28 protein-coding genes and 1 pseudogene are annotated in these 26,405 nt (G+C 49.8%); 16 read left to right on the forward strand and 13 right to left on the reverse strand.

The features are described from left to right. Window positions 1-64 precede the first annotated feature (64 nt). The 3 genes from ABV298_RS08320 to greA are packed head-to-tail and all read right to left on the reverse strand — an operon-like array spanning window position 65 to window position 2,127. Window positions 65-1,135, reverse strand: coding sequence for a M42 family metallopeptidase (locus ABV298_RS08320; RefSeq protein WP_353721686.1), 1,071 nt, complete (start codon window positions 1,133-1,135; stop codon window positions 65-67). A gap of 35 nt (window positions 1,136-1,170) precedes the next feature. Beyond that, a complete protein-coding gene (locus ABV298_RS08325) occupies window positions 1,171-1,626 on the reverse strand; it encodes a hypothetical protein (protein WP_353721687.1) in 456 nt (151 codons plus the stop codon). Window positions 1,627-1,641: 15 nt separating this feature from the next. Then, window positions 1,642-2,127, reverse strand: coding sequence for a transcription elongation factor GreA (gene greA / locus ABV298_RS08330; protein ID WP_353721688.1), 486 nt, complete (start codon window positions 2,125-2,127; stop codon window positions 1,642-1,644). 256 nt (window positions 2,128-2,383) lie between these two features. Between greA and fmt the strand changes: the two are divergent. The 4 genes and pseudogenes from fmt (at window position 2,384) to ABV298_RS08350 (ending at window position 5,696) form a co-directional block, all read left to right on the forward strand. Further along, window positions 2,384-3,272, forward strand: a pseudogene (fmt, locus tag ABV298_RS08335) (methionyl-tRNA formyltransferase). A gap of 58 nt (window positions 3,273-3,330) precedes the next feature. Next, on the forward strand, window positions 3,331-3,585 hold the full coding sequence (locus ABV298_RS08340; RefSeq protein ID WP_353721689.1) for a transposase: 255 nt from the start codon (window positions 3,331-3,333) through the stop codon (window positions 3,583-3,585). Window positions 3,586-4,048: 463 nt separating this feature from the next. Further along, the gene (locus ABV298_RS08345; protein WP_353721690.1) at window positions 4,049-4,465 is read left to right on the forward strand and encodes a dihydrofolate reductase; all 417 of its coding nucleotides are present in this window, start codon (window positions 4,049-4,051) and stop codon (window positions 4,463-4,465) included. A gap of 139 nt (window positions 4,466-4,604) precedes the next feature. Further along, window positions 4,605-5,696, forward strand: coding sequence for an alpha/beta hydrolase-fold protein (locus ABV298_RS08350; protein ID WP_353721691.1), 1,092 nt, complete (start codon window positions 4,605-4,607; stop codon window positions 5,694-5,696). Between the two features lie 99 nt (window positions 5,697-5,795). Here the strand turns inward: ABV298_RS08350 and hslU are convergent, their stop codons facing one another. Continuing rightward, window positions 5,796-7,187 carry an ATP-dependent protease ATPase subunit HslU gene (gene hslU, locus ABV298_RS08355; RefSeq protein ID WP_353721692.1) on the reverse strand — a complete coding sequence of 464 codons (1,392 nt, stop codon included), beginning with the start codon at window positions 7,185-7,187 and terminating at the stop codon, window positions 5,796-5,798. A gap of 270 nt (window positions 7,188-7,457) precedes the next feature. Here hslU and ABV298_RS08360 point away from each other — a divergent pair, with 270 nt between their 5' ends. The 5 genes from ABV298_RS08360 (at window position 7,458) to ABV298_RS08380 (ending at window position 14,114) form a co-directional block, all read left to right on the forward strand. Continuing rightward, entirely contained in the window at window positions 7,458-9,734 is a 2,277-nt protein-coding gene (locus ABV298_RS08360) for a GH92 family glycosyl hydrolase (RefSeq protein ID WP_353721693.1), read from the forward strand. A 168-nt stretch (window positions 9,735-9,902) separates the two neighbouring features. After that, a complete protein-coding gene (locus ABV298_RS08365; protein WP_353721694.1) occupies window positions 9,903-11,081 on the forward strand; it encodes a PQQ-dependent sugar dehydrogenase in 1,179 nt (392 codons plus the stop codon). 61 nt (window positions 11,082-11,142) lie between these two features. After that, window positions 11,143-11,553 carry a cytochrome c gene (locus ABV298_RS08370; RefSeq protein ID WP_353721695.1) on the forward strand — a complete coding sequence of 137 codons (411 nt, stop codon included), beginning with the start codon at window positions 11,143-11,145 and terminating at the stop codon, window positions 11,551-11,553. A gap of 184 nt (window positions 11,554-11,737) precedes the next feature. Beyond that, window positions 11,738-13,033, forward strand: a complete 1,296-nt coding sequence (locus ABV298_RS08375) for a TonB-dependent receptor (protein WP_353721696.1) — start codon at window positions 11,738-11,740, stop codon at window positions 13,031-13,033. A gap of 25 nt (window positions 13,034-13,058) precedes the next feature. Beyond that, window positions 13,059-14,114, forward strand: coding sequence for a TonB-dependent receptor (locus tag ABV298_RS08380; protein WP_353721697.1), 1,056 nt, complete (start codon window positions 13,059-13,061; stop codon window positions 14,112-14,114). A gap of 75 nt (window positions 14,115-14,189) precedes the next feature. Here the strand turns inward: ABV298_RS08380 and ABV298_RS08385 are convergent, their stop codons facing one another. Then, the gene (locus ABV298_RS08385; protein WP_353723156.1) at window positions 14,190-15,209 is read right to left on the reverse strand and encodes an FGGY-family carbohydrate kinase; all 1,020 of its coding nucleotides are present in this window, start codon (window positions 15,207-15,209) and stop codon (window positions 14,190-14,192) included. Next, window positions 15,190-15,651: an FGGY family carbohydrate kinase gene (locus ABV298_RS08390; RefSeq protein WP_353721698.1), complete on the reverse strand. Its 462-nt coding sequence runs from the start codon at window positions 15,649-15,651 to the stop codon at window positions 15,190-15,192. Before ABV298_RS08390 ends, ABV298_RS08385 begins: the two co-directional genes overlap by 20 nt. 290 nt (window positions 15,652-15,941) lie before the next feature. Between ABV298_RS08390 and ABV298_RS08395 the strand changes: the two genes are divergently transcribed. Next, on the forward strand, window positions 15,942-16,127 hold the full coding sequence (locus ABV298_RS08395) for a hypothetical protein (protein WP_353721699.1): 186 nt from the start codon (window positions 15,942-15,944) through the stop codon (window positions 16,125-16,127). Window positions 16,128-16,155: 28 nt separating this feature from the next. On the opposite strand, the gene ABV298_RS08400 is transcribed toward ABV298_RS08395, so the two are convergent. After that, complete coding sequence (locus ABV298_RS08400) at window positions 16,156-16,428, reverse strand: hypothetical protein (RefSeq protein WP_353721700.1); 273 nt, start codon at window positions 16,426-16,428, stop codon at window positions 16,156-16,158. Further along, a complete protein-coding gene (locus ABV298_RS08405; RefSeq protein ID WP_353721701.1) occupies window positions 16,376-17,386 on the reverse strand; it encodes a metallophosphoesterase in 1,011 nt (336 codons plus the stop codon). Before ABV298_RS08405 ends, ABV298_RS08400 begins: the two co-directional genes overlap by 53 nt. A gap of 212 nt (window positions 17,387-17,598) precedes the next feature. Between ABV298_RS08405 and ABV298_RS08410 the strand changes: the two genes are divergently transcribed. Further along, the gene (locus ABV298_RS08410) at window positions 17,599-18,114 is read left to right on the forward strand and encodes a DinB family protein (protein ID WP_353721702.1); all 516 of its coding nucleotides are present in this window, start codon (window positions 17,599-17,601) and stop codon (window positions 18,112-18,114) included. A gap of 35 nt (window positions 18,115-18,149) precedes the next feature. On the opposite strand, the gene ABV298_RS08415 is transcribed toward ABV298_RS08410, so the two are convergent. After that, window positions 18,150-19,142, reverse strand: coding sequence for a glycosyltransferase family 2 protein (locus tag ABV298_RS08415; protein ID WP_353721703.1), 993 nt, complete (start codon window positions 19,140-19,142; stop codon window positions 18,150-18,152). Between the two features lie 201 nt (window positions 19,143-19,343). Between ABV298_RS08415 and pgeF the strand changes: the two genes are divergently transcribed. Further along, a complete protein-coding gene (pgeF, locus tag ABV298_RS08420) occupies window positions 19,344-20,117 on the forward strand; it encodes a peptidoglycan editing factor PgeF (RefSeq protein WP_353721704.1) in 774 nt (257 codons plus the stop codon). 61 nt (window positions 20,118-20,178) lie between these two features. Here the strand turns inward: pgeF and ABV298_RS08425 are convergent, their stop codons facing one another. The 3 genes from ABV298_RS08425 to ABV298_RS08435 all read right to left on the reverse strand — a co-directional run bounded on the left by ABV298_RS08425 (window position 20,179) and on the right by ABV298_RS08435 (window position 22,006). Continuing rightward, the gene (locus tag ABV298_RS08425; protein ID WP_353721705.1) at window positions 20,179-20,637 is read right to left on the reverse strand and encodes a histone H1/H5 family protein, HCT subfamily; all 459 of its coding nucleotides are present in this window, start codon (window positions 20,635-20,637) and stop codon (window positions 20,179-20,181) included. A gap of 137 nt (window positions 20,638-20,774) precedes the next feature. Beyond that, on the reverse strand, window positions 20,775-21,305 hold the full coding sequence (locus ABV298_RS08430; protein ID WP_353721706.1) for an RNA methyltransferase: 531 nt from the start codon (window positions 21,303-21,305) through the stop codon (window positions 20,775-20,777). An 80-nt stretch (window positions 21,306-21,385) separates the two neighbouring features. Further along, entirely contained in the window at window positions 21,386-22,006 is a 621-nt protein-coding gene (locus ABV298_RS08435) for a response regulator transcription factor (RefSeq protein WP_019942185.1), read from the reverse strand. A 260-nt stretch (window positions 22,007-22,266) separates the two neighbouring features. Here ABV298_RS08435 and ABV298_RS08440 point away from each other — a divergent pair, with 260 nt between their 5' ends. Further along, on the forward strand, window positions 22,267-23,259 hold the full coding sequence (locus tag ABV298_RS08440; protein WP_353721707.1) for a GNAT family N-acetyltransferase: 993 nt from the start codon (window positions 22,267-22,269) through the stop codon (window positions 23,257-23,259). Window positions 23,260-23,360: 101 nt separating this feature from the next. Next, the gene (locus ABV298_RS08445; RefSeq protein WP_353721708.1) at window positions 23,361-24,650 is read left to right on the forward strand and encodes a LamG-like jellyroll fold domain-containing protein; all 1,290 of its coding nucleotides are present in this window, start codon (window positions 23,361-23,363) and stop codon (window positions 24,648-24,650) included. A gap of 9 nt (window positions 24,651-24,659) precedes the next feature. Here the strand turns inward: ABV298_RS08445 and ABV298_RS08450 are convergent, their stop codons facing one another. After that, complete coding sequence (locus ABV298_RS08450; protein WP_353721709.1) at window positions 24,660-25,265, reverse strand: FkbM family methyltransferase; 606 nt, start codon at window positions 25,263-25,265, stop codon at window positions 24,660-24,662. A gap of 175 nt (window positions 25,266-25,440) precedes the next feature. On the opposite strand from ABV298_RS08450, the gene ABV298_RS08455 reads away from it, so the two are divergent. Then, window positions 25,441-26,007 (forward strand): FkbM family methyltransferase, encoded by a 567-nt coding sequence (locus tag ABV298_RS08455; RefSeq protein ID WP_353721710.1) that lies wholly within the window; start codon window positions 25,441-25,443, stop codon window positions 26,005-26,007. A 16-nt stretch (window positions 26,008-26,023) separates the two neighbouring features. Then, a complete protein-coding gene (locus ABV298_RS08460; protein WP_353721711.1) occupies window positions 26,024-26,326 on the forward strand; it encodes a hypothetical protein in 303 nt (100 codons plus the stop codon). Window positions 26,327-26,405: the final 79 nt, after the last annotated feature.

A 26,405-nucleotide genomic window follows, 5' to 3' on the forward strand; every position in this document is an offset into this window, starting at 1 on the left:
GCATACTTGCGATAACGTATTCACTTTGACTGTGCTCACGGTGACAAAGCGCTCAGCGCGACAATTACTTAATGTACCGAAAATCCTCCCCGCCTTTCAGCGAAAGCAGCACGTCGTACATCAGTTGTATCACATTCTGCACATCCTCTTTGGAAACCATTTCCACGGTGGTATGCATGTATTTCAATGGTAATGAGATCAATGCGGACGCGATACCTTCCGCCGAATAAGCAAACGAATCCGTATCGGTACCCGTCGAGCGGCTTACCGCCTGGCGCTGGAACGGGATGTTTTTCTCCTCGGCTACGCGGATCAGCAGGTCGCGCACATTGTTTTGTACCGCCGGTCCGTAGCAAATCACTGGCCCGCTTCCGCATTTCAGATCGCCCTGCTCTTTCTTGTTGTACATCGGCGACTGGGTGTCGTGGGTTACGTCCGTGCAAATGGCCAGATCCGGTTTCAGGCGGCGCGAAATCATTTCCGCCCCGCGGAGCCCGATTTCCTCCTGCACCGCATTCACCACATACAATGTAAACGGCAGCTTCACATTATTCTCGTGCAGCATACGCGCCACCTCCGCGATCATATATCCGCCCATGCGGTTGTCGAGCGCGCGGCCGAGCCAGTATTTGCCATTGAGCTCATCCAGGCCGTCCGCGAAGGTTACCACCGTTCCGACGTGGATACCCATTTCATGCACCTCATCCTTTTTGGAAGCGCCCACATCGATGAACAGCTCGTGCACCTTGGGTACCTGGTCTTTGGCGACGTCGCGTACGTGGATCGCCGGCCAGCCGAAAACGCCTTTTACCACGCCCTTGGCCGTATGCAGGTTCACCCGCATGGAAGGCGCGATGGCCGCATCGGAACCGCCGTTACGGCGCACATGAATGTAGCCATCCTCCGAAATATAGTTCACAAACCACGAAATTTCATCGGAATGTGCCTCGATCACCACTTTGTAATCCTGCCCTGGCCCTATAACGCCGACGGCCGTCCCGTACACGTCGATAATCTGTTCTTCAATATATGGCTTGATATAGTCGAGCCATATCTGCTGGCCGGTCGATTCGAAGCCGGTCGGGGACGCATTATTCAGGTACTTATAAAGAAACTCTGTGCTCTGATCTGACATACTTTTAATTTAAATAACCACTAAAAATGCATTGCTCAAAGGTACTTCCACCACGCACAGAAACGTCGCTTCCGCAAGTAACGAAGATCGCGCTCGTGGGCGTAAGCTTCCTTTTCAAACGAAATATGAAGATAGGCTAAATAATGGTTCCTGTATTGGACAAATCGGATTAAATATTCGATGAAATACCATACATAAAAGATAACCAGCCCGAGTTCAAGCTGTTGTCTCAAATGAATGCGTTCATGATTGAGAAAATAGCGCGACGGGACCTTACGCTTCGACAGAATGAACGGGAAAAGCGCCATTCCATCGACCCAGAGAGACGGGATGTTAAGCAGGAAGCCTTTGATGCGCATAGTATGTGCGACGTTTTGCGGCGTTGGGTAGGATTTTACAGGATGCTCGACAGCAGCAGATGGCCGGCGGTCATTACAAATCTCCACAAAAAAGTTGGGTTGCGAAACAGCCAGTTCCGCAACCCAATCCATTATATCCGTAAAAGGTTACTCCCCGGTGAAACGGCTGATATCGAGCACTTCAAACTCCATCAAACCCGCAGGGACCTTTATTTCCGTGGTTTCTCCCACTTTTTTACCCAGCAGTCCCTTGCCGATCGGCGATCCTACCGAAATTTTACCTGCTTTCAGGTCGGCCTCTTCTTCCGAAACCAATGTATAGGTAACTTCCATTCCATTCTTACGGTTTTTGATCTTAACCTTCGATAGGACCGAAACCTGGGAAGTATCCATCGACGACTCGTCGATCACGCGTGCATTGGACAGGATTTCTTCCAGCTTGGCGATTTTCATTTCATGCATACCCTGGGCGTCCTTAGCCGCGTCGTATTCCGCATTTTCACTTAAGTCACCTTTATCCCGCGCTTCTGCAATTTGTCGTGCAATCTCCGTGCGGCCTTTGGTTTTCATCTCATTCAGCTCGTTCCTCAGCTTGTTTAGTCCTTCTTCCGTGTAGTATGAAATTTTAGCCATGACCTTTATTTAGTTTATAAGTCTTTTAATTTTTGAAATTCTACATAAAAAAAAAGAACGGCTCAAAGACCGCTCTACAGAGTTAACGACACTCTCGTAGAAGGCTAGAAGACCTTTTCTTTTCGGTTGATATATGATTTTGTGTTCACCATAATTTTCTGTTAGGAACGACAAAAATAACAATATTTGTGAATGGTAGCACCATTTTTATCCAAAAGCACCATCTGATATGTCAAATCCGCTGAGAATTATTTTTATGGGGACGCCCGAATTTGCAGTCCCGAGTTTACAAAGCCTCGTCGAGAACAAATCTAATGTTGTGGCTGTCGTAACAGTTCCCGACAAGCCGGCGGGCCGGGGCCGGAAACAAACCGCGTCGCCGGTTAAAATATACGCAGAATCGAATGGAATACCTGTTTTGCAACCGGAAAAATTGAAGAATCCGGCGTTTCTCGAAGAGCTGAGGTCCTATAATGCCGATTTGCAGGTGGTGGTCGCATTCCGGATGCTGCCCGAGGTGGTCTGGAGTATGCCGGCTAAAAGGAACATTTAACCTCCATAGCTCGCTCCTTCCCCAATACAGGGGTGCTGCTCCGATCAACTGGGCCGTCATCAACGGCGAAACGGAGACCGGCGTTACCACTTTCTTTATAGAGAAGGACATCGATACCGGAAAAATTATTTTTCAGGACAAAGAACCCATTTTTCCCGAAGACAACGCGGGCACATTGTACGAACGCCTTATGCACAAGGGAGCGAAACTGGTCGTGAAAACCGTCGAAGCGATTGCGCAGGGTAACTATCCCCAGGAGCCGCAAGGAGAACCTGATAACATCAAAACCGCGCCCAAAATCTTTCGCGAGACCTGTGAGATCCACTGGAACAAATCCGCGACCGAGATTCACAATTTCGTGCGCGGGCTTTCGCCCTATCCTGCTGCCTGGACTACATTGAATGGACTTTCATGCAAGATTTTCAAAACAAGACCCGTTGATTTCACCAGCGACGCGCAGCCGGGTGAATACAGCACCGACAACAAATCCTACCTCTATTTCCGCACCGGCGAAGGCTGGCTGGCCGTAGACGACCTACAAATCGAAGGGAAGAAGCGAATGGGCGTCGGGGATTTTTTGAGGGGGGTATAAATTGTAAAACCTCTGTGTTTTATCTGCGCATTCTTACACACTATTACACACACTATCCATGGCTAACACCTACTCACAGGTTCATTTGCACTCCATATTTGCGCCTAAACACCGACAGGCGCTGATCGGTGGCGACTGGAAAGCCTCCTTGTATAAATACATGACGGGTATCGTTGAAGCCCGGCAACATAAAATGATCGCGATCAACGGCATGAGCGATCATGTGCATATGCTGGTCGGATTTCGTACTACACAGTCGATTGCCGATTTGATGCGGGATGTCAAGGCAGACATCGCAATGGATCAATGTTAACCGGTTTTGTAACGGTCGGTTTGAATGGCAGGCAGGTTATGGTGCGTTTTCGTATTCCAAATCTCAGGTGCCGGATGTCGTCCGTTACATCCAAAGGCAAAAGGAGCATCATCGCAAATCAACGTTCCGGGAAGAATATCGTCTGTTTTTGGAAAAATTTGAAGTGCAATATGACGAAAGCACATTTTCAAATTGCCGGAGTAAAAGTTGCGTTAGCGATGGAACATTAATGGCACGAAGGAGAGTATATCATTCCGGAAATCCCGCCAGGAATGCAACAACAATGCTAAGGCCAATGCATTGTCGCTACATGCCCACGGGCATTCCCGCAACGTCGGTCTCCGTTTTGCTACCCATATCACATGGTTGACGGCATTGTTTTGATGTGAATGCAACAAAACGCCCTACTACAGACAGACTAAAACCACATTTCCGCCATCTTTGCATAAACATAAATCATCCCATGAACATTTCGATCATTGTGGCAGCCGCCGAAAACGGGGCAATCGGCAAGGACAATCAACTCCTCTGGCGACTGCCCGACGACCTGAAACGATTTAAACGACTCACTCTCGGCCATCCCATGATCATGGGCCGAAAAACGTTCGAGTCGATCGGAAAACCGCTACCGGGCCGGACTTCCATTGTGGTTACCAGGAACGCGGATTTCGCATTCGAAGGTGTAATTGTGGCGAATTCGCTCGAAGAGGCCCTGAGAGTGGCCGGAGAAATTGACGGCGAAGAAGTTAGCATTGTTGGCGGGGGAGATATCTATAACCAGTCACAAGCCGTTGCAACGCACATTTACCTGACCCTGGTTCATACCGAAATGGATGGCGACACATTCTTTGAAATCGAAACCCCCCGGAGCCTGGACTGAAACCGAGCGGGTTTACCACGGGCCGGACGAGCGGCATATTTTTCCATTTGAATTCATAAATTATATTAAAAAAAGCTGACAAATAAGTACTTTTGTATCCTCGTAACCCATAGTGACTCAATGAAAGTACAAGAGTAGAATGCAAGTAGAAGTTGACACCCTTACCATTGAATTAAGCACAGTTCCATTCGATAACCGCCCCGTCTATCTCACCGGCAATTTTTGCAAGTGGCTACCCGACCTGGAAGAATACCGCATGACAATGGTGAGCCCGGGTAATTACCGTTACCAATTTCCCGAAGACCTGGAATTACCGAATCCGATCGAATATAAATACACACGTGGCGGCTGGGACCAGGTGGAACTCGACCGTGCCGGCCGGCCTTATGGCAACCGCATCGTCGAAGCAGGCGAAACGCTCATTAAAGACAGCGTAATTCGTTGGCAAACGGACGTTTCCACAAAAGCCGACGTGTCTCCCATCGTCGAGACCGTTTCGGATACCTTTGAAATAACACAATTCAGCAGGACCCGCCGCGTGCGCGTGTTACTCCCGCACGATTATTACGAAAATCCGGATCAGCGTTACCCGGTACTTTATATGACCGACGGCCAGAACCTGTTCGGCGAGGGCTCCGAATACGGCAATTGGGAAATTGACAAAAGCCTGGCAAACCTGGCCAGGGAACACAAGGCAGGCGTGATCGTCGTGGCTATCGACCACGGCGAAGAGGACCGTGTGCAAGAGCTTTCTCCTTACGATAACCCGAAACTTGGCAAAGGATATGGCGAAAAATTCCTGCAATTCATCACGGGACCGCTAAAAACTCACATCGACGAAAAGTACCGCACACGACCCGACCGGCTCAACACCGGAATAGGCGGAAGTTCGGTAGGTGGACTGCTCAGTATTTATGCAGCATTGATGTTCCCGCAGACATTCGCCAAATTGATGGTGTTCTCCCCCGCATTATGGATTTCGGAGAAAGTTTACTTCGATGCGGTCCATTTCTTCGAGCCTTTCGAAACACGGATTTATCTTTATGCCGGCGGCAAAGAAGGCGCTCATATGATCCCGAACGTCAACAAGCTTAAAGAAACGCTGGAAACACAAAGCTTCGGATATACACGCGTCAAAATCAAATCATCCGTCGACGCCAAAGGCGAGCACGACGAAAAGCAATGGAGCAAAGAATTCCCGAAAGCTTTTGAGTGGTTGTTTTTTGAATAGTGTAAAGGAGGAAGGAGGAAAGGGAGGTTGTCTTTTGCTACTTCGTTTCTTTCTTCCCCCCTTTATTCCCTTTTCCTTCTTCCTCCCTTCCCTCCCTATTTAAAGAATATACTGGCTCAGATCCCGGTTTTTTACCAGCGCGGAAAGTTTTTCCTGTACCATTTCGGCCGTGACGGTGATATGCGAGCCATCGCCGATGACGTCGGGGATATCGAACATGAAGTCGTTGAGGAGCGAACTCATGACCGTCTGGAGGCGACGGGCGCCGATGTTTTCCACTTCGCTGTTCACTTCGAATGCGATGCGCGCAATCTCGCGCAGCGCACCGTCCTCGAATTCCAGTTCTACGCCCTCCGCTTCCATCATCGCGCCGTATTGCTTTGTCAGCGCGTTTTTAGGCGCTTTCAGGATTTGGTAAAAATCGCTTTCGGTAAGGCTGTTAAGCTCCACCCGGATCGGGAAGCGGCCCTGTAATTCGGGGATCAGGTCCGATGGCTTTGAAACGTGGAATGCTCCCGCGGCTATGAACAGAATATGGTCGGTCTGGATCACGCCATGCTTCGTATTCACCGAACTTCCTTCCACAATCGGCAGCAAATCGCGTTGTACGCCTTCGCGGCTGACGTCCGGGCCGCCTCCACCCGAACGGCTGGAAGCCACCTTGTCGATCTCATCGATAAAGATGATACCCAGGTTTTCGGCCTTTTTGATCGCTTCGAGCTTTACCTCGTCCATATCGATCAGTTTGGAAGCCTCTTCATCGAAAAGCAGCTTGCGTGCTTCTTCGACAGTCACCTTCCGCTTTTTGCCACGCCTTGGCATCATATTCCCGATCATTTCCTGGATATTCATCATGGAAACGTCGTCCACCGTTCCCCCGATCATTCCCACATTCGGTATCTGGTTTTGCTGGACCTCGATTTCGATTTTACGGCTGTCCAGCTCGCCGTTGCGGATCTTCTCCCGGAAGCGCTCGCGGGTACGCTGGTTCAGCTCGGCGTCGCTTTGCGGCATTTCGTCCGAGCCATTGTCGGCAACCGGCCTCGGCGAAGTCGAACCGTGAACGGGCGGGATCAACGCATCGAGGATAATGTCCTCGACAGCCTGCTCGGCTTTGATTTTCACTTCTTCCTTTTTCTGCATCCGCACCATTCCTACGGCCTGTTCTGCCAGGTCGCGGACCATGCTTTCGACGTCGCGGCCCACATAGCCCACCTCGGTGAATTTGGAAGCCTCCACCTTCACGAACGGCGCATCGGCGATCTTGGCCAGTCGCCGGGCGATCTCGGTTTTGCCGACGCCCGTGGCACCGATCATCAATATGTTGTTTGGAATAATTTCCCGCTGGATCTCTTCGGGGCTGTTCATTCGCCTCCACCGGTTCCGCAATGCAATCGCGACATTGCGCTTTGCGTCATTTTGTCCGATGATATACTGGTCAAGCTCGAAAACGATCTGACGCGGTGTTAGGCGGTTAAGGTGTTCTGTCATTTTTGATTGCTATGGATTCGAAACTCGATTTGCCGCTCCTGACTCCGGGACAGGCCCGGGCGGCGGATCAAGCACATGAATGTAAAGATTTCGCAAGGCGGCTCCTGCCTCGATCGTTAACGCTAAAAAGAATTATGCCGGTACAAAATGTCAGGATTCCTGCCGTTGGGAAATCTTTGCCTGCATTACTTTTTGTTCTCTGCCCTTCGATTACTTTTGTCCCTGCATTGCATATTCCAGATCCAATATAAATAAAGAATTATCCCCGACATGAAAAAAATCCTGTCCTGCTTTTTTACCATTATTGCCGCAGTGCAATTATCCTACGGGCAAGGTGCTGCCAGTCTCGTCGACTACGTGAACCCTCTGATGGGTACGCAGTCGAAATTCAGTTTATCAGCCGGTAACACCTATCCGGCCATTGCCCTACCGTGGGGGATGAATTTCTGGATGCCGCAAACCGGCAAAATGGGCGACGGATGGGCTTATATGTACGACGCCGAAAAAATCCGTGGTTTCAAACAAACCCACCAGCCAAGCCCGTGGATCAACGACTACGGGCAATTCGCGATCATGCCCGTTACCGGGAAGCTGAAAATCGATGAAGAGAGCCGCGCCAGCTGGTTTTCGCACAAAGCCGAAACCGCCAGGCCCCATTATTACAAAGTTTACCTGGCAGATTATGACGTTACGACAGAAATTACCCCCACCGAACGTGCGGCGCAGTTCCGCATCACATTCCCCCAGGCCGACACCTCCTATGTGCTGCTGGACGCATTCGACAGGGGTTCTTATGTAAAAATCCTGCCCAAAGAACGTAAAATCATCGGTTACACCACCAAAAACAGCGGCGGCGTGCCGGCCAATTTCAGGAACTACTTTGTTTTGGTTTTTGACAAACCATTTACTTTCTCTTCCGCATTTCACGGCAAAACCCTGGCGAAAGACACGCTGGAACTCACAGCCGCGCACGTAGGTGCCGTGGTCGGTTTCAAAACCAAAAGGGGCGAACAGGTGGGCATCAAGGTAGCGTCTTCTTTCATCAGCCCCGAACAGGCAGAGCTGAACCTGCAACGCGAGCTGGGTAACGATTCTTTCGACGCTACGAAAGCAAAAGGCGAGCAGGCATGGAACACCGAACTCTCACGCATTAAAGTAGAAGGCGATAACATCGATCAGGTCCGCACATTCTACTCTTGCCTGTATCGCGTGCTGCTTTTCCCGAGGAAGTTTTATGAAATGGACAAGGCCAACAAAGTGGTACATTACAGCCCGTACAATGGCGAGGTACGCCCCGGGTATATGTTCACCGACAACGGTTTTTGGGATACCTTCCGTGCCGTATTCCCGTTCTTTACGCTGATGTACCCGACGCTGAACGCTCATATTATGGAAGGCCTGGCCAATGCCTACGACGAAAGCGGCTTCCTGCCCGAATGGGCCAGCCCGGGCCACCGCGATTGCATGATCGGATCGAACTCGGCTTCGTTGATAGCCGATTCGTATGTCAAGGGTATCCGCGGCTACGATATCGACAAATTGTATGAAGCGGTGATTAAAAACACCCAAAATGCCGGCCCTGTAAGCTCGGTAGGCCGTTTTGGTCATGAATATTACAACGAGCTGGGCTATGTCCCCTATGATGTCAAGATCAATGAGAATACTGCCAGGACGCTTGAATACGCCTATGCGGATTTCTGCATCGCGCAACTGGCAAGAGAGTTGAAAAAGCCGCAGCAGGAAATCGACCTGTACCTTAAAAGAAGCCGGAACTATAAAAACCTGTTCGATCCTGAAACAAAATGGATGCGCGGAAAGAATAAGGATGGCAGGTTCCAGTCGCCGTTCAATCCGTTCAAATGGGGCGACGCATTTACGGAAGGGAATAGCATTCATTATACCTGGTCGGTATTCCAGGACGTGAAAGGACTGATCGATCTTGTCGGTGGCCGCGAGGCGTTTGTGCAGAAACTGGATACCGTTTTCACATTACCGCCCGTATTCGACGACAGCTATTATGGCTTCCCGATACACGAGATACGCGAAATGCAGATCATGAACATGGGCAATTACGCACATGGTAACCAGCCGATCCAGCACATGATTTACTTGTACAACTACGCCGGTGCCCCCTACAAGGCACAATACTGGACACGCCAGGTGATGAAAAGGCTTTACCAGCCCACACCGGACGGATATTGCGGTGATGAGGACAACGGCCAGACCTCGGCATGGTATGTCTTTTCTTCGCTCGGCTTTTACCCTGTTACTCCCGGCACGACGCAATATGTAATCGGCTCGCCATTGTTCAAAAAAGCTACGCTGACGATGGAGAATGGCAAGAAATTTACAATCGAAGCACCGGCGAGCAGCGATACCAACCTGTATATTCAGGCCGCGAAACTTAACGGTAAGTCGTACGAGAAAACTTACCTCGAACACGCCGATATCCAGAAAGGCGGAACGGTGCAGTTTGACCTGTCGGGCAAGCCTTCCAAAAGCTGGGGGACCAACCCCGAAGCGGCGCCGTTCTCGCTCAGCAAGTAAGGCTGGCGATTCGATGCGGATTCCGGCTGTCGACTGCCGGAGTTTGCTTAAAAACGCTTTTCAATTTGTGAGTAAATGCGTTTACAGATCATTGCTTAATATTGACCCGCGAAAAGCAGCCGACAGCCGACAGCCGAAGTAAAAATCACCCCTATTCATTCATTACCGATGAACCCAAACATTTCCTTGCTCAGAAAGTACCTGCCATTGGCAATGGGAGGCATACTGCTGACTGCTTCCTTTGGACTTATGAGCAATAGCTCCTCCGACGACAAACGCGATTCCAGGGCATTCTCGGAGGCCAATTTCAAAGTTGATACCGTTGCGAAAGGCCTCACCATGCCCTGGGCGTCGGCCCTGCTGCCTAACGGCGACCTGCTGGTAACCGAGCGTGGCGGCAAGTTGCGTATCGTTAAAAACGGCCAGCTCGACCCGCAGGAAATTTCAGGTATTCCGGAAGTATATTACAAAGGCCAGGGCGGGTTGCTCGACATCGCATTGCATCCCGATTACAAAACCAACGGCTGGGTATACATCAGTTATTCATCTCCGAAAAAGGAAGGTGAAGAAGGCGACGACGGCGGCGCCAACACGGCATTGATGCGCGCCAAATTGAAGGACCATGCGTTGACCGACATTCAGTACCTGTTTAAAGCAATGCCGAATGTGAAAGCCAACGTTCACTTCGGCGGCCGCATTGTTTTCGATCGGAACGGTTATGTATTCCTCTCCCTCGGTGAACGCGGGCAGAAGGAAAACGCACAGGATCTTGGCCGCGACCAGGGTAAGGTGGTAAGGCTGCACGAAGACGGCAAAATTCCTTCGGACAATCCGTTTGTCAAAACGGCGGGTGCCAGGCCCGAGATCTGGACCTACGGGCACCGCAATCCGCAAGGGTTGATCATTAACCCTGCTACCGGTGTGATCTGGGAACATGAGCACGGCCCGCAGGGTGGGGATGAGCTTAACATTATCCGGAAAGGCAAGAATTACGGCTGGCCGCTGATTACCTTCGGAATCGATTACGATAACAGCATTATTTCAAAAGATACCGCCAAAGCTGGCCTGGAACAGCCCGTTACCTACTGGAAACCGTCTATCGCCCCGTGCGGAGTCACTTTCCTGAGCAATGACAAATACAAAGACTGGAAAGGCGACCTGCTCGTGGGATCCCTCAAATTCGCCTACCTGCAACACCTTACCGTACGGGGCGACAAAGTGACCAAACGCGAGATCATATTCGACAAGATCGGTCGTGTGCGCGACGTACGGATGGGATCGGACGGCAATGTGTATGTGGTGCTGGAAAACTCGGGCAAGGTCGTTCGCCTGACTCCCCGAAGCTGAAATGGCACAAGCACCCGTCTTGCGGGCAAATCTGCACCGCACCATTTAATCAAATACCACCATGAAATTATTACTAACGTTACTCTCAGCAACCATCTTTGGCCTCGCCATCGCGCCCGGCCAGGACGATGAGCTCGCAAAAAGCATCGAGCGGGGTAAAATGGTTTATTCCGAAAATTGTATTTCCTGCCACATGGGTACCGGTGAGGGCATTACTGCTACGTTCCCGCCGTTGGCCAAATCGGATTACCTGATGAAAACACCCGAAAAGGCCATTCAGGCGATCAAATTCGGCCTCATTGGAAAAGTGACGGTAAACGGCGTTAACTACGACAACATGATGCCTGCCCCCGGCCTTGCAAACGACGAAATCGCCGACGTGATGAACTACATCATGAACTCCTGGGGCAACTCTTCCGAGAAAAAAATGATCACCGTGAAGATGGTGGAAGAGGTAAAAGAGAAAAAGTAACGGCTCCTCGAAAGCCATTCAGGGCCGCATTGTTCATAGGGACAATGCGGTTTTTTTGTGGTTTGACTTTAATATAACCGGTCGCGAAAAGCTATTTTAAATAAATCTAAATAAACCCTTGTCTGATAAGGATTCACGATGGATATTTGCGGCTCGTTAACTATTTAGTCCAATTTTAAATAAAATGAAAAAATTTTATATTTTCATCCTATTCCTGCTGGCCGGCGCCTCCGCCCTTGCGCAGAACGGCAGGATATCAGGACAAATACTCAGTTCGGATGGGCAACCGGCAGAACAGGTTTCCATCGGAATCAAAGGAACGCCGCGAGGTGCTGTCACGGATGCCCGGGGAAAATTTACAATTGAGCGGGTCAAGCCGGGGAACCACATTCTGCTCGTGAGCTTTGTAGGCCTTGCGACCCAGGAGAAGGAAGTGGAGGTGGCCGCCGGCGAGACGGTGAACGTTTCCTTCACGCTGTCGGAAAGTGCCAACGAGTTACAGGAAGTAATCGTTAAAAGCGGTACGACTTACAAATCGGACCAGGTTTCGTCGAGCCTGAAACTATTGACCCCGATCCTCGAAACACCCCAGAACATACAAGTCGTAACATCGAAAATTCTGGCGGACCAGCAAATTATCAGCATGAGCGACGGTCTTATCCGCAATGTCAGCGGTGCCGTCCGCCTTGAACACTGGGGCGATATGTATGCGAATATCAGCATGCGCGGTTCGCAAATCCAGGCTTTCCGCAATGGTTTCAATGTGGTGAACTCTTACTGGGGGCCATTGACCGAGGACATGAGCTTTGTGGACCACATCGAATTCGTAAAAGGTCCTGCGGGTTTCATGCTTGCCAATGGCGACCCAAGCGGATTATATAATGTAGTTACCAAAAAGCCGACCGGCCAGGCCAAAGGGGAAGTTTCGTTCAATATGGGCAGTTTCGACTTCTATCGCACCACCCTCGACCTCGACGGCAAGCTTTCCAAAGACAGCAAGTTCCTTTACCGCCTCAACCTCGCGGCTCAAAACAAAGGTTCGTTCCGTCCCTATGAATACAACAACCGTTACAGCATTGCTCCGGTGATTTCTTATCAGATCGACGAGAAGACCAAGCTGACGGCCGAGTACACACTTCAATATGCAAAAATGTCCGATGTAGGCTCATTCTACGTGTTCTCGCCCGACGGCTACGCCACTTTACCGCGCGACTTCACCACCATGCCTCCGGGCCTCTCCCCCACCAGGATCAAAGACCAAAGCGTTTTCGTAAACCTGCAACATCAGTTCAATGCCAACTGGAAGCTGACCGCGCAGGTGGGATATTTCAATTACCGCATGAACGGCAGCAGCATGTGGCCGTCGGTTGTAAAACCCGACGGGAAACTGATCCGCAGCGTGGGCATCTGGGACGCGAAAAGCGAAATGACGCTCGGGCAGGTGTTTGTGAATGGCGATGTGAAGACCGGGGGGAGTTAGACACCGGATACTCGGCGGCTTTGATGTGGGTAGCAAAAATTACCTCGCCGACTTTGCACAGTCGTTGCCACTGGACTCTACCGGTGCCGAATTCGATATTAAAAACCCTTATTATGGCACGCCGGTAATGGGTTACCCGGTTTTTGATCGTACTTTGAACCTCGAAGCCCGGGCAGCGGCTGGCGGAGGATTGCAGGACCAGAACTATACAGGCCTTTACTTGCAGGACGAATTGAGTTTCCTGGACAACCGCATCCGTCTGACGCTCGCAGGCCGATACACTTATGTAAAACAATCGGCATACGGCGGCGCGGCGCAGGAAGCGAAGCATTTTTCGCCACGCGTGGGCCTGAGCGTTTCGCTTACAAAAAATACTTCCCTGTATGCATTGTACGACCAGGCCTTTATTCCGCAGGCTGGCCGTTTGGCGAGTGGTTCGGTGAAGCCGATCACGGGGAACAACACCGAGATTGGTGTAAAGCGCGACTGGGCAGAAGGACGTTGGAATACCACCCTCGCCTTTTACCGCATTCTGAAAAACAACGAGCTGACTTCCGATCCAAACAGCCCGCCTAATTCAGGTCTTAGCATCGTATTAGGCCAGAAAAGGGCGCAAGGCATCGATTTTGATCTTCGCGGGACCATCATCAACGGCCTGAATCTGACTGCTAACTACGCTTACACGATTTCGGAAGTAACAAAAGTGGCTGAGGGCGTAACCGACGTCAAAGTAGGCGATCCAATACCCGGATACGCGAAACATACGACCAACGCGTGGTTGAGCTACAAGGTGCAACACGGTTCATTGAAGAACGCCGGTATCTCGGGTGGTTTCACCTATCTCGCCGGCCGCGCCACCACTAACTGGTCGACCACCAATTCCAGCCTAAACCAGCCCGATTACTTCAAACTGGACGGCGGTATTTTCTGGGAGAAAAACAATATCCGTTTGACGGCGAATGTATTCAACATTCTCGATAAATACCTATACAGCGGCGGCTACTACGAATGGCTGAATGCCTATTACTGGCAAACTGATCCCCCGAGAAATTATCGTTTGAGCGTTGCTTACAAATTTTAACTAGATAGTTAGGTAAATGCAAGAAGGCTTCCCGATGGAAGCCTTTTTTGCATACCATTGAAAACAACGGCCGGATCAGACCGCGTGCGACATCATCAGCTGCGCACCTTTACTGAATTTCCGGGCAAGGGCGTCGTACTTTTCGTGTACAGCGTTTTCGGGATCAAATTCCTTTCCCACCTTCGTGAATGCGGTCAGCTCGGAAAAGTCTTTTGCGAAACCCAGGGCTTTCAAACCCATCATAGCTGCCCCCACGGCTCCTGTTTCCACGGTTTCGTTCAATTTAACCGTTTTACCGAATACGTCGGAGAGCATCTGTACCCAGGTCGTGCTGCGGGCAAAACCGCCATTGGCATAAATCACACTGATTTCCTGCATCTCCATCAGGGTTTTGCCGACGCTGTAAAGGTTCAGCAGAATACCTTCCATAACCGCCCGCGCGAAATGTGCGCGCGTATGCGTGATGTCGAGCCCCGAAAAGCCTCCGCGAACGGATGAACTCCAGAGCGGGGCGCGTTCCCCTAAAAGATAGGGATAGAAAAGCAGGCCCTCCGAGCCGGGTTTGATCCCCCCGGCTTCCTCGAAAACCGCATCGTATTCTTCTTTCGGAAAGAATGTATGCATCAGCCATTCAAAAATAACCGCCCCGTTGTTCGATGGTCCGCCGACGATGTAGGTTTTCTCGTCGAGAACATAACAGAATGTCTGCATCAGCGGGTCCGTAAATGGTTTGCCGGAACAGATACGCACAGCCGCACTCGTGCCGATAGTGACAGCCATTGAGCCGGTCCTGATCGCACCGCTGCCCAGGTTCGCCAGACACCCATCGCTGGCGCCCATAACGAGCGGGACCCCTTCGGGCACTCCTGCGGCATTGTTCTTCGGCAGCTTCACGATATGGTAGGGCGAAACCGTTTTCGGCAGCTTCTCCGCTTTCAGCCCGAGCTTTTTCAATGTATATACATCCCATTGCAGTTCACGGATATTGAACATGCCCGTAGCGGAAGCGATGGAATAGTCGACCAGAAACTCGCCCGTCAGCCTGTATACGATATACTCTTTAACCCCTACGAACTTACCGGCTTTGCGATAAATTTCCGGCTCGTTTTTTCTTCATCCACAACAACTTGCATACGGGCGTCATGGCATGGATCGGCGTGCCGTTGTTGTTGTAAATTTTCTTTCCGACCTGGGACGCCTTCAGCCTGGTCGCCACGTCGGCGCTCCGGTTATCGGCCCAGATGATGAGGTTGGTGAGTTGCCTTCCGTCCTTATCGAGCGCCAGAACACCATGCATGGCCGCGCTGAAACAGATCCCGACCGGATCGCCCTGAGCTTTGCATTTCGAGACGACTTTTTTCAACGTTTTGCATGCAGCCTGAAAAATCTCTTCAGGATCCTGCTCGCTCCAATCGGGTTGCGGATGCTGCATTTCATAACTTTCACTATGGGAAGCGAGGATAGTCCCGGAAACAGCATCGAATGCAACCGATTTGACGTTTGTTGTGCCGATATCACAACCGATAATATAGGGCATTGGCAATTGTTTTAGAGGCAAAACCGCGTTCCCGCTCCGAAGAAAGACGGTTATGATTATTAAACAAAAGTATGGATTTTGGGATAACGAACAAGTCCGGAAGGTCGTCGCAACACGCGATGCCATCAATTCTATGGCCGCCGGAACACCTTGCCGCCAGCCGCGCCGAACCGCTAAGCAAATTATAGACCGGTTTTCGTACTCCCTGCTAAAAAATGGAAATGAATGCGAGAAACTTAGCCCCTATTTATTATTTTCGCAGCATCGAAAGCTATTAATACATTCCGAATATGTCTGAAACATCACATACCGAATCCGCTTCGCTGCCAAGCTTCGCTTATATCGCAGCATTTATTATCCTTTTCATTATCCTGGCAGTATTTAGCGACCTGTTCACTTTCATCCTGGGAACCATCGGCCTGATTGTTACATTCGCCGCGTTCTACAAAGACAAGAGCCACGACAATCATCATTGACAATCCGCCCGCAGGGGCATAATCATATTCAACGGACGGCCAACTCGGGAAGGACGCTAATCACCTCCCAATCGAGTTGGCCGTTCGCTTTGTTTACGGTCCAGGACTCTTCCATTACGCAGGTATCTTCGAGATCCCGGTATTCGGCAACCAGTTTCTCGCTTCGCAGCAACAGGCGCACGAAGCCATTATAACCCAGCGCCCTGCCTTTCAATTCCTTTCTCACGCGCGTATCGTAATAGTCGATTTTATACAGCTCGCCGGCATCCGGCGGCCTCACCTCCACCGGAAGCCCCCCCATGTCCGATGCAGCGGCCGTAAGCCTGCGGCCCCTTTCCATTTCGATCGAAGCGGTAGGCAACGAGGCGGTGGTCGTGCCCCCAGAACCAAATGACCGGCCTTTGCGCATCGCCCATCAGTTTCTGCAGTTGCTCGCCGGGCTTCACATATTCCTCCCGGAATGCCGACATATATGGATGATGGCTCAAAAACACAACGCCCCGCGTATCCCGGGGATCACCGAGCTTCGCCACGTCGCGTAGCCATGCCACCTGCTCCTTTCTCAAATGGCAGTCGGGCGGCGAAAGGATTTCCAAAAAGGGCCGCCCTACGGAAGTGTAACCCGTGTCGATGCCGATAACACGCCAGTAGTCGTTTTCAAGGCAGAAAAAACCGGCCTGCTGCGTTTTACGCACCTCGCCCACCTGCGCATACATCGCAGGAAGAAGGTGCCGGAAGAATGCATTGCCATTGGAATACATCTCGTGGTTCCCCGACAACGCCAGACTCCCCGAGGCACCATAGTACCACGAAGCATAAGGGGCCGTAAAGTTCTCCTCGACCTCCCTGGGCGTCCCAACGAAATAGATATCGCCCATATGGACCGTATAATCCGGCACGTGGCGGGCCACGAGATTGGCAACGGCGTCGGATTCGGCCGTGTCGCTGGCCCAGTCGGAAAGCAATGCGATACTGATCTCCTCCCTTGCTGCAACCGACGACTGCAAGGGATAGATGCCGGTGTCGTCATTGCGGGGGTAAGCCCGGTAGGGATGCCTCGCGCCGAAGCGGCTTCGCAGGTAATGCCAGGCAAAGCCAATCAGGTTGGTTTTGAAAAATTCGGAAATGACATTGGTGACCGAAGATGTTTGCTGCACACGTTTTTCGTACAATTCGAGCTGGGTTTTGGCATGGTTCTCAGCCTCGCTGTGACCGAGTCCGAGGTATTTCTGGGCACGTTCTTCGGAAGTTCCGGGCATAATGGTGTGATTCGGTTGATGGCATCGATGTTAAATAAAACAATAAGCCCATTTAACCCCAACGATCACGCCAAATTTCTTATGGGCCGCACCGCAATTTGTAACCGATTTATACATAATTGTTTCTTTAAAATTCTGCTACGGTGTTGACAATCGCGTTCCTTCCAGTTACCTTTCGCGAAAATATATCAACCACCAAACACAAAAATCGAATGAAAAGGATTGCTATTATCTGTATGTTCTTACTGGCGGGCAAAGTTGCATCCGCCCAAACCACAGTTGCGAAGCAAATCGCGGAATGGGAACGCGCAAAGGCTTACACAAAAGAATACCTGGATGCGATGCCAGAAGATGGCTATGCATTAAAACCGACCCCTGAAATCAGATCGTTTGCAGAACAGATGGATCACATCGGCGATGCCAACTACGCATTCGTTTCGGCTGCCACCGGCAAGAAGAAGCCTATGGACAGCTCGCTCGAAAAAATGGCCGACCAATCGAAAGCCGCGGTAACCAAGGGCGTTCTCGACAGCTACGACTTCGTAATCGCTTCGCTGAAAGATATGACCGACGCGGATTTTGGAAAGGATGTAAAGGTATTCGGTATGGATATGAAGGCCGGTACCGCTTTTGAAAAGGCATTCGAACACCAGACCCACCACCGCGGCCAGACCACCGTGTACATCCGTATGAAAGGTGTGAAGCCTCCGCAGGAAAAACTGTTCTAGTTAAATCAAAAAGGGCTCCGGCCCTTTTTTTGTACTCAGCCCTGTCCCGATAACTTGCTTTTAAGATTATAGAGGTTCAAAGCGAAAAAGCTATAAATCTTCATAACGAACGGTGGGATTATGAAGTCCCGGATCACCTCCTTTTTCCGCTCGGGCGACGGATCGGCCATTGAAAGATATTTCACCGCGTATTTTACCCTGGGCCAATAAGTACTGCCGTACTCCTTCGAAAACAGCATTTTATAATAGTAAGTCGCAATGTTTTTGGTGAGCCGGTCGTGATATTTGTATTTCAATTCCTTGTCGATATTGGAATACATTTCGATACGGTTGAAAAGAAAATCCTTGCCGTAGTGGTTATCGGCGAAGCTCGCACCGCCGCGCTGCTTGCGGTAAACCGACATGACCTCGTCGATATAACCGATCGGTCCTCGGGTGGCAAGCATGATATTGCGCGGAATATCACCGCTGGTCGAACGATTGGTCCATTCCGGATCCGGGTTCCTGGCAAAGTCCGCGGTACGGAACATGAGACTCGACGTTGCGATAAAGCAAAGTTCGTCCTCACCAATCAGGTCATCGACCGTAAATTCCTTCTTTTTAATAGTGTTTACCAGATATGGCGGTGCCGCATTGTCATCGAAGATCACCCTGGCATTATGGAAACAGGCCGAATAATGCGGGTTGGCGTCCATCATTTCCACCTGCTTTTGAAGCTTGTCGGGCACAATCAGGTAATCATCCCCGTCGAATTGCGCGATATATTCGCCTCTGGCCGCTGCGAAGGTGGCTAATGCATTGAATTTCCCATTGAGGCCCATATTTTTCGGATGTAGCAGGAGCCTGATTTTGTCCGGGAAACGCTGCTGGTACTCAGTTAATATCGCTCTGGTATTATCTTTGGAAAAATCATCCCCCACAATGATCTCGAAATCAAATGTAGTTTGCTGCATCAGGATCGAATCCAGCATTTTTGCTACAAATTTCTCGTGGTTGTAGGTGACTACACACACACTCACTTTTATCATAGTCACTGTTTCATTGAATAAGCGGGAGTCGCCCGACACAAATTTAGCTTAATTCTCTTCAAAATCTCAGTCCGGCTATTTTACGGTTCTGCGCACTTCGCCCCGACAAATAACCGCTTCGCCTTAAAATAAATTCGGCCGGAAATGAATCTGGCAATGCGATCGTTTAATTTTGGTACTGTTTCCATAACTCCCCGACGAATGCTTGCTTCCCATACGACCGAAGAAAAACCGCTCTTGTTCCGTAAACCACGGATCTTCGATAAATATCCCGGATTGGTTACCGCCGAAAGTACCCGCCACGGTGGCGTAAGCACAGGCCATTATGCCTCGCTGAACCTCGGCGGTTCACAGGACACTCCTGAAAATATCATGCAAAACAATCTGATATTTTTCGGAGCATTGGGTATTCCTTTCGAAAACGTCGCCAAAGCGCATCAGGTGCACGGCACCGACGTTGTTACGGTCACCGAGCCGGGCCGTTTCGAGGATTTCGACGCGTTGGTAACCAACGTAAAAGGCATCCAGCTGGCAGTTACAGTAGCGGATTGCACGCCAATTCTTGTGCATGATCCCGCAACAGGCGCCGTGGCGGCTATTCATGCGGGATGGCGCGGCACCGTCGGCGGGATTGTCGGAAAGACCCTGGCCGCCATGACAGCCAACTATGGTACGAGAGCCGAAAATTGTGTCGGTTATGTCGGTACCTGCATCGACGAACGCAGTTTTGAAGTGGGCGATGACGTTTCGCAACATTTCGCCCCAGCGTACAAGCGCTGGGATGAAAATGCCGGTAAATTTTTTGTCGACCTGAAAACATCGAACCGCGACCAGCTGATCCGCTGCGGTGTGAAACCCGAAAACATAGAGGTGTCCCCCTATTCGACGGTTATTCACAACCACGATTATTTTTCGCATCGCGCGGAAAAGGGGCTTACCGGGCGGCTGCTCGTAACCATCGGCCGGACGCGCTGATACCAAAAATGCCCTGCACCGGGTAACCGGCACAGGGCATTTGCATGCATTAAAGTCGCTTTTATGCCTTTTCAGGTGCAGGAACTGCCGCGGCTTCCGCTTTTGGCTCAGCCGGTTTTGCCACGGGTCGGGCCGGTGCGGCTTTCGGCGCTGCCGGTTTTGGGGCCGCGGCTTTGGCCGCCGGTTTCGGAGCGCTGGCTTCCTTGCCTACCGTAGGTTTTGTGGGAGCCGCTACCGGCGCTTTGGATGAAGCTTCCGCTACCAATGCCGCTACCTTTGCCTTGTCCGCCTTCGGCTCTTTCACCTTTTTATCCTTTTTTGCCTTCTTCTCCGCGTTTTTTGCTTCTTTGGCTTTCTTCTTTTGCGTTTCTTTCTCAAACTTGGCCACTTTCTTGGCCAGCTTCGCAGCCGCTTTCTCGATCGATTTCTTTATTTTCTTCGAACCGGCAGTTACTGCTTCAATTTTTCCGGTAAGTGTTTCAGCAATCTCTGTCGATAACTTCTTGGTAGCGGATTTCATAAATCTGATATTAAAATTCATTAATGATACATGGAGCCCGGCCCCCTAAAGGAGGTGCAACGCGTCAAATTGTCATCAGACAATAACCTACAAATACCAATTATTAATTTAATAATAGCAAATTTTTCGTATTATATTTATGTTATCTTTTTCCGCACATAATCCCACAATACGATCCCGGCAGAAACCGACACATTGAAAGAATGTTTCGTTCCGAACTGCGGAATTTCTACACAACCATCAGAAGCCTCGATCGCCGCATTGTCCACGCCTTCCACCTCATTCCCAAATACGAATGCGTACGGAAACGCCGGATCGGGCTCAAAATGTTGGAGCAAAACACTTCCTTCTGCCTGTTCCACACACCAGACTTTATATCCCTGCGATTTCAAGCCGGCAACAGCCTCCGCCGCGCTGGGGCATTTCTCCCATTTCACCGACATTTCAGCTCCCAACGCGCTCCGGGTGATCTCGCGGTGCGGTGGCTGCTGGGTATAGCCACAAAGCATTATTTTCTCAGCTCTGAATGCATCCGCCGTCCGGAAAAACGACCCGATGTTATTCAGGCTGCGGATATTGTCCAGTACGATCACCAGCGGAAACTTGTCCGCCTCCCTGAATTCCTCGACCGTAAGCCGGTCCATTTCGTCTACGCTCAGCTTGCGCATGGATTTCACTTCATTGTTTTTTATAAAAAAAGGTTTCTGCACCTGGTACAGAAACCTTTTTCAATATGGCAAGAAAAGCATTACTTGATCTTCGTGATCAGCTCTACAATGTTCTTCACGCCCAGTTTTTCAAAAATCCGGGCTTTGTAAGTACTCACTGTCGAAAGCTGCAAGTTCAATTTCTCTGCAATTTTTGCGGTACCTAATCCTTCCTTCAAAAGGTTCATCACGTCGGTCTCGCGGGGCGAAAGGCTCACGATCGGGTCCGGCATGTATTCTTTCGGGTTAATGAGGCGATTGATATTCATTTGTTGCATATCTTCGCTCATATACTTTTTGTTGTTCAGAACGCTCATAACGGCCGTTTTGAATTCTTCTTCGGGCGCATCTTTGGAGAGGTAGCCGTCCGCACCTGCCTGAAGGTACATCAAGCCGTACAACTGCTCGTCGTAGCTCGAAAACATGAGTATCCTGATACCCGGCGATTTGGCACGAATGGTCTCGACCATTTTGGTAGTGTTACCGCCGGGGATATTAATGTCCAGGATCAGGAGGTCATAAGCCTTCGTCTCGAGTTCCTGAAGAATTTTGTCAAAATCGTCAACGTCCGAAATCGTCGAATCCGGAATTAGTGATTTGAGGAGGTGTTTGGTACCGATTCTTACCACAGCGTGGTCTTCGGCGATCAGTATGTGTTTCATGGATGGGTTGGGTCCAATGGATGTAAAAAATACTGGTGTCAAATTAATCCGGACAAACAATTTCCAGCTTTATGATTGCCCTTCTTTTGAATATCCTGATTACCAACCAGTACAATTTTGTACATTCAGATTGAACTGATTTGATGAATTAACAAAAATAGTAATCAGCATTGTATTAAACATAAAAAATATCAAATTAGTATATCAATATTTTATCAAATTCCTTGATCTGAGTACATATAACGCACATACTATAACTTTTGGGCCCGATCAGCAGTAATATTACACGCACTTCTCTTTGCTCCTGGACCGATAACGACAGCATCGTGGACGTATTTCCAATGCCGGAAGCCCCCTTTCCCACGACCGTTCCGTGGCTGTTTTTCCGCCGGGAATATCTCCTGCTCAGGACTTCAGACCCAATTTATTCATTTATTCTTACATCCAAAGAGTCTGGTGGCATTTTGGCCGTATTTCATTGTATGCCAGTCCACCACACCTGGATTTCGCTTCCCATCTCGCCGTTCGGAGGGGTGTTGCCTTCACCATTTTGCTGCGGGCGACAATTGACGTTCCTGCTTTCCTGTGTCCGTGAATGGGTAAGCGCCCGTGGCGGGCATTCATTGACCATCAAAACCGCCCCGTCATGTTACGACCCTGCCGTGCATCAACTTTGTCATCAAAGCTACCTCGCCGCCGGTTTTTTACCCAATCATACCTATTCTAATCATTATATTCCAATCGACAACAGACCTTTTGAGCAAATAATTGAGCCATCGGAGAGACGGCGGTTATCAAAAGGCAAAAGGAGTGGCTTGCGGGTGAGCATGAAAACAGGTACTTGTGACATTTCGGCAACGCCGACGCTCTGTCGATCCTATGCGATGCAAGGCTACAAACTACCGGTCACTCCGGAGGGGATAGCACACATTGCCCGGTGTGCACCTGATAACTATCTCTCCCTGGTAACCTGGAATCGAGAACAGCCAGTGGCCGCTGCATTGATGGTACGTGTAAGCGATACCGTGTTGTACCATTTTCTTTCGGGTTTCCTGCCCGAATTCGGTGCGCTCAGCCCGTCGCTTATGCTTTTTGAAGCGGCGTATCAATTTGGCAGGGATAACAGAGTTCAAATCCTGGATCTGGGCATTTCGCTCGACCATCTTGGTTACGAAAAACCCGCCCTGGCTGGTTTTAAAAAACGTATTGGCGGTATCGGATGCGATAAAGTTACCTATGAAGTAAACTTTTGATACTTTTTAACACCCACAGGGCACCCTCCCTTCTTCAAGAGGGAAAAATTCCTGATCTTTCCTCTCTCATTCATATAGTCAAGGTTATCTTGTTTAAAACTATGAACCTGATTCGCAGGGTTACCATCCTATTCTCTATCATTTGCCTCAATTCCGCGACATACGCCCAGGCCGATCTCGAACGCGGCCTGATTGGTTGTTATCCTTTTTCGGGAAATGCCATGGATTACAGTCCGGTTGCAAATCATGGCCGCGTATCTGGCGCCAAACTGGCTACCGACCGCTTCGGCAATGCTAATTCGGCTTACGAATTTGACGGGTTCGACGACATGATCGAAATAAGCCCCGATGGTTTGCAACTCAACAATTTCACCTATTCGCTGTGGGCTAATCCCAATGCGGCTCCCGCCCTCACGACCGCCATGTTTCTGTTTTCTGTCGGAAGCGACTATGGCGATCAGCATATTCTTTTTGGAGACCATTATTCAAATGATCGTCATACCGGCTTCTCACACGGCTGTTATCTGGGCGTTGCCGACAATATCCTTTGCTCGGGACCGTCGGTGGAACCCATCAAGCAATGGTATCATCTCGTATTGGTAAAAGACGACAATAATTACACTTTCTACGTCAACGGAAGGATGGTTTGCTCCAACAGCGCGAACGGAAAGACGGCGTTCTACGGAACGGGTACGGTGCGGGCCATGATTGGCGCCCGCAACAATTACGGACAAGCCTCGAGTGCACGCATAGACGATATCCACCTTTATAACCGCCCATTGAATAAAGAAGAAATCGAAGCCTTATATAAAGGTCTGAACGTTCCGTCCGTCCCCTCAACAGGGCAGCTCGTCGTTGATAGGAGTCAAATATGTGGCGGCGAGAGTGTCTCTTTAAAAGTTGTTTCCGACAAACCGGGCTCCGTTTTCAGGTGGAAAGTAGATGATGTCGCGCAATCAGAATCCTCATCGGTACTGCTGCTAAAAACAGAAGAGCGAAAGTCCGGCTACCAGATAAAGGTAAATGTAGCTGTCGCTTTCGACCCGACCTGCTTCACCCAACCATCCGCATTTGAACTGGATAAAACACTCGAAATCAGAAACTGTGTTAACCCTCCGGAGCAGACATCCAGCCTCTGGGTACCGGATATTTTTACCCCCAACCAGGACGGCAAAAACGATACATGGAAAATTTACAATGCCGAAAGAATAGAAAAACTACGCATTTATATTTTCAATCGGTGGGGTGAAGTGATTTATTATTCGCAGGGATACACAACAGAGTGGGACGGCAAGTATAGAAATGAACTTGTACCTTCCGGCAATTATCCGTTCCGTATCTTATCGGGCGAAAAGCTGGTTAAAGAGGGCAGTCTGATGGTCGCCTACTAATTCCGGAAGTTATATCCCCAGGCAATTTCCATCCCTGTAAAACACACTTGAACAAAATTCGTAACCAACAATAGGGCCCATACCACGAAAATCCAAGCTCCGGAAACCGTTCGCATACAGCAAATCCTTCGCCTCCTGGTACCAGTAGCGCTCCGAATTGTCCAAAATCAACACTCCCTCGGGTGTGAGATAATTCACCGCGTAGTTCACACATTTAACGCGCTGCCGTCCGTCGACAATAATAATGTCAAATTTGGCACCAACCTCTCTCACCGCCTCCACATACGATTTACCCAGGGACCTTTCAACAAGTTTGACATTATCGGGAAGCTTTGGAGCAATGATCTTGATCCATTCGTGATCATGCTCAACTGCATTAATTGAATGCACTCTTTTGCTGTACCAGCGGGTAGAATTTCCCGAGCCGTATTCAAATACCCGGAAGGTCGCATTCAATCGCGGTTCCAGAAAAAAAATGAATGAGTAAGTATACCAAGGAATCGGATCGCCGTTGGCATCCACAGACATTCTCTGTGAAAAGCTCCGGAACCAGCCGTATTGTTTCAGGGCACTATCGATATACAACTGGATACCTCCCCCCCAAGCCCACGGCATTGAGTAAGTCCCAGCTACGCTTTTTTAATAATTGGATCATCTCATTGTATCTGCCCCTGCCACGATTGAACGATGCGTGTAGGGCGACTTCCGAACGTTTTGCTTACAGCGGGCAAATATACTACATTAGCAGCCTAAATTTTTTCAGCGACGCTGCAAAACCTCAAAGAGCTTAATGAAGTTAAAAACGATCAAGACGATTCTGAGCCATCCGTTGAATCAGCACCAGAAACTTGCAGCCTTGCTGACATTCTTTAAAAGGGGGATAATCATTCGTTTGCACCGACATCCCATTGTATACCCGTTTGTCGAAGACACATCCCTTGTTGTGGAAAAAGGGATGTCGAGCGCTGAACTTCAAATATATACAGGGCTCTACGACCTGCATGAAATGCTCTTTCTAATGCATTATCTACGCCCGGGCGATACTTTTGTCGATGTAGGCGCCAATGTGGGAGTTTATACCCTGCTCGCCGCAGGTGTAGCTGGCGCGGACGCAATCGCTTTCGAACCGATACCCTCCACATTTTCCAAACTCCGAAGAAACATTGCTTACAACGCTTTGCTGGACCGGGTGGATTTGCGTAATCTTGGCGTAGGCGATAAAGAGGAAACGCTCGTATTTACCAGCAATCTGGATGCCACAAACCATGTCGTCAGCAATGAAAACGACCTGCACGGGGCTACTACCAAAGTGCATGTGGATACGCTGGATCACCTTCTGACCGGCAAAAAAAGCTAGTTTTCTGAAAATCGATGTGGAAGGATTTGAAGCCAATGTGATCAATGGCGCTCCTGATACACTTGCCAGCCCCGATTTGAAAGTTATCATTATGGAAACAAACGGCCTGTCGGATCAATACGAATTTGGCCAAAACTATCTTCACGACAAGTTATTGTCCCTGGGATTTATACCGCACAGCTACGATGCATTCAAAAGAAACCTCCAAGAGGTTTCGACAACAGGTGCGCAGAATACCATATATCTGAGAGATTCCGGCTTTATTAAGGAACGCCTTCAAAGTGCGAGGAGAATTCGTTTCCGCGATATGCTTGTTTGATACCCTACTCAACATACCGATGACATCCCCATCTGTTTCTATGTGGTGATTAAACCGCTTCGTTCACACGGAATTCTTA

The sequence above is a fragment of the Dyadobacter sp. 676 genome (assembly GCF_040448675.1).
Lineage (GTDB): Bacteria > Bacteroidota > Bacteroidia > Cytophagales > Spirosomataceae > Dyadobacter.